This is a genomic window from Dokdonella sp., from assembly GCF_036518555.1.
GTDB lineage: Bacteria > Pseudomonadota > Gammaproteobacteria > Xanthomonadales > Rhodanobacteraceae > Dokdonella_A.
Window position 1 is genome coordinate 1 of sequence record NZ_DATDMY010000242.1, and the last position, 5,697, is coordinate 5,697.

A 5,697-nucleotide genomic window follows, 5' to 3' on the forward strand; every position below is an offset into this window, starting at 1 on the left:
GAACGCGGCGCGGGCAGGGCGGCGCGCGCGGTTCGACGCGACCGCCCTCCTGCTCTGTGCGCACGCGCTCGCACTCGCGATCGCCGCGCTCGTGCGCACGTTCGCGCCGGCCGCACCGCCGCCGACGGCGCCGCACTGGCAGGTCGAGAACCAGCGCAGCCTCACGTCGGAGCCGGGGCCGGAGAGCTTTCCGCGCATTTCGCCGGACGGCAGCCGCATCGCGTACTCGATCGGCGACCCCGCGACGCACTCCACGCGCATCGTGCAGAAGGCACTCGACGCGCCGGGTGCCGTGCGCCTCACGACGAGCGAAGCGGGCAACGAGTACTACCCGATGTGGTCGCCGGATGGCAGTGCGGTCGCGTTCATGCGCTTCGAAGACGAGCATTGCCGACTCGTCGTCGTGCCGCCGCTGGGCGGCTCCGAGCGCATCGTCGACGACTGCCAGGCGGGCCTGGTCAACCCGTTCGCGTGGACACCCGACGGCGATGGCCTCGTGAGCACCGCGCCCTCGCGCGACGGCGTCGACGACATGAGCATCGTGACGTTGCCGGTCGCGGGCGGCTCCGAGCGGCGACTCGCCTACGCGCACGACGACAACGACGCGGACCTCGACGCGCGCTACTCGCCCGATGGCCGCTGGATCGCGTTCCGCCGCGGCGCGAATCCGAACAGCGACCTGTTCCTCGTGCCCGCGGCCGGCGGCGAGGTGCGGCAGCTCACGCACCTTGCGACGCGCATCCGCGGCTACGACTGGGTCCGCGACGGCAGCGCGCTGGTCTTCTCGTCGGGTCAGGGCGGCCAGCAGGCCCTGTACGCGGTCGATGTCGCCGATGGGCGCATCGACGCGCTCGGCGTGCAGCCCGCGGAGTTCCCGAGCGCCGCGCGTGCGACCGATACGGTCGTCTACGAGATTCCGCGCATGCGCCAGCAGCTGTCGCGCGTGGACGTCGACGCACCGGGCACGGCGGTCGACCTCGTGCCGTCCACCGGCAGCGACGGCGCGCCGGCCGCTTCGCCGGTCGACGACGACGTCGTGTTCGTGTCGGATCGCGGTGGGTCGCAGCAGCTGTGGCTGCTCCCGCACGGCGCGCGCGAGGCATATGCGCTCACCTCGCTGCCGGAGCCGACCTTGCTGCACCCGACCTGGCGCGCCGACGGCGCGCGCGTGCTCGTCACCGCGCGCGGCCCGTTCGGAGGGCGGCTGGTCGAAATCGAAGTCGCCTCGCGCATCGTGCATGCGTTGACCGACGTCGCCGACGAGGACGTGCGCAGCGGCACGTACGGCGGCGCCGACGGCCGCTTCGTCGCGGTCGTCAATGCCGCCGGGCGGCGCAGTGAACTCATCGCGTTCGATTCCGTCGGCGGGCGCGAGGCGAACCGGCGCGTGCTCGCTCAGGACGTCGGCCGCGCCGACTTCGATCCCGCCAGCGGCGCGGTGCACTTCACGCGCATCACCGCATCGGGGCTGTTCCGGCTCGATCTGGCGAGTGGCGACGAGATCGAGGTCAATCGCGACCTGTCGCCGTCGCATCTCGACGGCTGGCGCGTGCATGGCGGCGAGCTCTACTACGTCGCGCCCAAGGCGGTCGGTCCGAGCGAGCTCAGGGCCCGCCCGCTCGGCGGAGGCGCCGAGCGCACGGTGATCTCGCTGCCCAATTCGATCGCCGACCTCACCTTCAGCGTCGGTCGCGACGGTCGCAGCATCTACCTCGCGCGGGTCGTCGCCGAGGACACCGACGTGGGCGCCGTCCGACTGCATCGCGCGTCGGCCGAGTAGGTCATCGAAATCCCGGTTCCTTCGTCCCGCAAGCGCGGCAGGCCGCCTTCCGTCGATGCGGGGCGGCGGGCGGAAATCGGCCTTCCCGCGGGTACGGTGGCGTGTCGACGTGATTCGGCGGCGCGCTGCGCGACGCGGGAAGCGCATGCGGTCGGACGTGCGGTCGACGCGACGAAGCGTGAGTCGACGGCCCGCGAAGCCGCGTGCGCCGATTCCGGCGTCGCGCGTTCGCCACGAATTCATCGCTGCTCGGCCACGCTTCGTCGAAAAGTCGGCGACGCTTCCTGACTCCTCCGCGTATTGACGCTACTACGGGTCGACGGACCTCACGACAGGTGGCGCGAATGCGGATCGAGTGCGAACGACTGGCGAACGGCGGCAGGTTGGACCTCGGCAACGGCGAAGGCGCGAACGCGACATCCTCCGTACGGGTGGTCGTCGGCGCCGGGCGCGGTTGCGTGATGCAGGGCGCGGCGCAGGCGGCGACGGTCTTCGTGCCGCTGCGCGGGCGCCTGCAGCTCGCCGAAGGCGACAATCTGCACACGCTGCTGCCGGGAGAGGTGCTCGTCGTCGAGCAGGGCCAGCGGGTGCAGGCGATCGGCCGCGGTGGCGCGTTGTGGATCGCGCTCGCGTGCGGCGCCGCGGCGTGGCGGCGCTGCGCCGGGGCGGACACGCCCGCAGACCCGGTGCTCCTGCCCGCGCTGCATCCGGCCAGCCGCGCGCTGCGTTCGATCGTGATCGAGCTCGCGCGCGCCGCCTCGCGCGAGACGCAGGCGGCGCTCGCCCTGGCGAGGTTCGCCGCAGCGATGACCGAGCTGCAGGCCGAGTTCGAGCCGTTGATCGCGCGCTGCCCCGGTCGCACGGCGTCGCAGCGCCGCAACGTGTTCCTGCGCCTGCAGCGCGTGCGCAACGTGATGGCGGCGAACTGCCATCTCGACCTCGACATCGCCGGTTTCGCACGCATGGCGAGCTACTCGCCGTGCCACTTCATCCGCACGTTCAGCACCGTGTTCGGCGAGACGCCGCACGCGGTGCTGGTCGAGCAGCGCCTGCGGCGGGCGCATCGCCTCATTCATGCAAGCGGGCTCGCGATCACAGAGGTCGCGCGCGTGAGCGGCTTCGAGGACCGCTGCGCGTTCGCGCGCTCGTTCAAGCGCCGCTTCGGCATCACGGCGAGCGGACTGCGCGAACGCGGCCGCGTCGCGGCCTGATCCGTGCGCGAACGCCGCTCATCGCCGGGCACGCGCGTGTGCCGCGATGGCGAAGAAGGGGTCCGTTGCTCAATTTCGGCAACTCATCCTGAAAAGACAGGCCAAGGCTCCGTCTTCACGTTTTCCTAATGTTCGAGAAGGCCGACGGCTTCTCCGGCGGCGCGGCGACTATTCGAGAACAGAGGAGAACACCATGCGACACATGCAGCTTCGACAGGCGATCCGGCGTGCGCTCGGCGTGATGCCGGGGTACGCGCGACCGTTCGGCGTAGTATCGCTTGCCGCGGCGGCCGGCTTCGGTGCGATGGCGCCGGCATCCGCGCAGGATGCGGCCGGCGACAGCCAGAAGCTCGAGACGATCACGGTGACGGGTTCGAACATCCGTCGCGTCGACATCGAGACCTCCAATCCGGTCGTGACGATCGATCGTGCGGCGATCGAGAAGACCGGCAAGCTGACCCTCGGCGACCTCGTCCAGTCGCTGCCGGCCGTCACCGGCCCGAACATCAACCCGCAGGTCAACAACTCCGGTGGTACCGGCTTCTCGAGCATCGGCCTGCGCGGCCTCGGTTCGCCGCGCACCCTCGTGCTGATCAACGGCCACCGCTACCTCTCGGGCGATCCGAACGCGATCCCGGCGAACATGGTCGAGCGCATCGAAGTCCTGACCGACGGCGCCTCGTCGGTGTACGGTTCGGACGCGATCGCGGGCGTCGTCAACTTCATCCTGCGCAACGACTACCAGGGTGCGGAGTTCTCGGCCGACTACGGCATCTCCGACCACGACGACGGTGCTTCGAAGGGGTATTCCTTCACGTTCGGCCAGAGCTCCGACAAGGGCTCGATCATGGCCGGCGTCAGCTACAAGAAGATCGACGGCGTGTTGTCGGGCCACCGCGAGTTCTCGAAGGACTCCGTGTCGCGCCTCGGCTCGACGAGCAGCCCGATCGGCACCTACGTCGGCGGCTCGAGTTCGTCGCCGTACGGCCACGTGCAGATCCCGTCCGCCTTCGCGGACCTGTTCCCCGGCTGCGCCTCCGGCTACCTCGCGCGCAATCCCGGCGCAAGCGGCCTCAACATCGCGACCGATTACCACTGCTATCGCAACAATGCCGGCCCGGACGGCCCCAGCGACAAATACAACTACGCGACGGTCAACCTCGTGATGACCCCGCAGGAACGCACCGGCCTGTTCCTCAACGGCAACTACAAGCTCACCGACTCGGTCGAAGCGTACCTGTCGGTCATGCACAACAAGACCTCGGCGTCGTTCCAGCTCGCGCCGGCGGTGTACGGTTCTCCCTACGGCAGCGTGATCTCGGCCGACAGCTACTACAACCCGTTCGGCGTCGATTTCGGCGCGGGTGCGAACACGTTTACCGCACGCCTCGCCTCGCTCGGCAACCGCAACGCGTCCAACGGCACCGCGAACGATCAGCTGTCGACCGGCTTCCGAGGCTCGTTCTCGATCTGGAACGACCAGCAGTGGAACTGGGAAGTCGGCTTCGATTACGGTCACGTGCACCTCAGCACGACGACCTACGGTCTGCCGAACATGTCCGTGCTCAACCAGGCGACGGGTCCGTCGTTCCTCGGCGACGACGGCGTCGTCCACTGCGGAACCGGGCCGGACGACATCATCGAGGGCTGCACGCCGTTCAATCCGTTCAACCTCGACGATCCGAACAGCATCGCGGTGCTGAGGAGCGCGGCATCGCCGGGCGTCAACAACTTCATGACCAAGGAAACGGTCAAGCGCGTCGACCTCAACGGCGGCCTGTTCGACCTGCCGGCCGGCACCATGCAGCTCGCCGTCGGCTACAACTACCGCACCGAGTACACGCACTCGAACGTCGACACCGGCCTCATCGTCGACTTCAATGGCAACTGTACCCTCGGCAGCCAGTGCGGTTCCGCGCTGCAGGGCGGTTACAACGTGAAGGAAGCGTACGCCGAGCTGTTCGTGCCGATCCTCAAGGACCTGCCGTTCGTGCACGCGCTGAACCTCACGGTCGGCGACCGCTGGTCGAAGTACTCGACCTTCGGCAGCACGAACAACACGAAGATCGCGCTCGAGTACCGCCCGATCGAAGACCTGCTGCTGCGCGGCACGGTTTCGAAGGTATTCCGCGCGCCGACCGTCGCGAACATCTTCGGCGGCGCCGGCAGCGACGCGCCGAAAATCTCGCGCGACCCGTGCGACGGCTACACCGGCGGCGGCAATCCCGCGTGCGTGAACGTGCCGACCGACGGCAGCTTCCGCAACCAGAACGTCGCGCAGGCCGTGCAGCTCAATGCGATCCTTTCGGGCGCCGCGTACGCCGGCTTCCCGATCGGCCCGGAGAAGGGCAAGTCGTTCGACTTCGGCGTCGTGTACGACCCGCACTGGCTCGAAGGCCTGTCGGTCAGTGCCGACGTCTGGCGCGTCTACCTCAACGACAACATCACGACGGTACGCGCCCAGAGCGTGATCGACCTGTGCTCCGCCGGCCAGACCGCCTACTGCCCGCTCATCCGGCGCTATGCGAGCGGGCCGAACCAGGGCCAGATCCAGACGCTCATCGAGCCGACCGGCAACCTCGGTCGCGTCGACGTCGGTGGCGTGGACCTCGCGATGAACTACCGCCTGCCGGAGTTCTCGTTCGGACGCTTCAACGTCGGCCTGAACGCGACCTACCTCAAGAAGTACGACCTGCAGACCGCGCC

General features: G+C 69.1%; 3 protein-coding genes. All 3 read left to right on the forward strand.

What is annotated here, in order from left to right; translation table 11 throughout:
• A partial coding sequence (locus VI238_RS13230; protein WP_331652112.1) for a hypothetical protein occupies nucleotides 1-1,780 on the forward strand: 1,780 nt, incomplete at its 5' end.
• A 344-nt stretch (nucleotides 1,781-2,124) separates the two neighbouring features.
• Nucleotides 2,125-2,991 (forward strand): AraC family transcriptional regulator, encoded by an 867-nt coding sequence (locus VI238_RS13235; RefSeq protein ID WP_331652114.1) that lies wholly within the window; start codon nucleotides 2,125-2,127, stop codon nucleotides 2,989-2,991.
• A 193-nt stretch (nucleotides 2,992-3,184) separates the two neighbouring features.
• Nucleotides 3,185-5,697 (forward strand): TonB-dependent receptor plug domain-containing protein (locus VI238_RS13240; protein WP_331652116.1); only part of this gene is annotated, 2,513 nt, incomplete at its 3' end.

What these genes read in the sequence shown, in the direction of transcription:
- VI238_RS13235 (WP_331652114.1), top strand. Translation starts at nt 2,125, where the DNA reads ATGCGGATCGAGTGCGAACGACTGGCGAACGGCGGCAGGTTGGACCTC.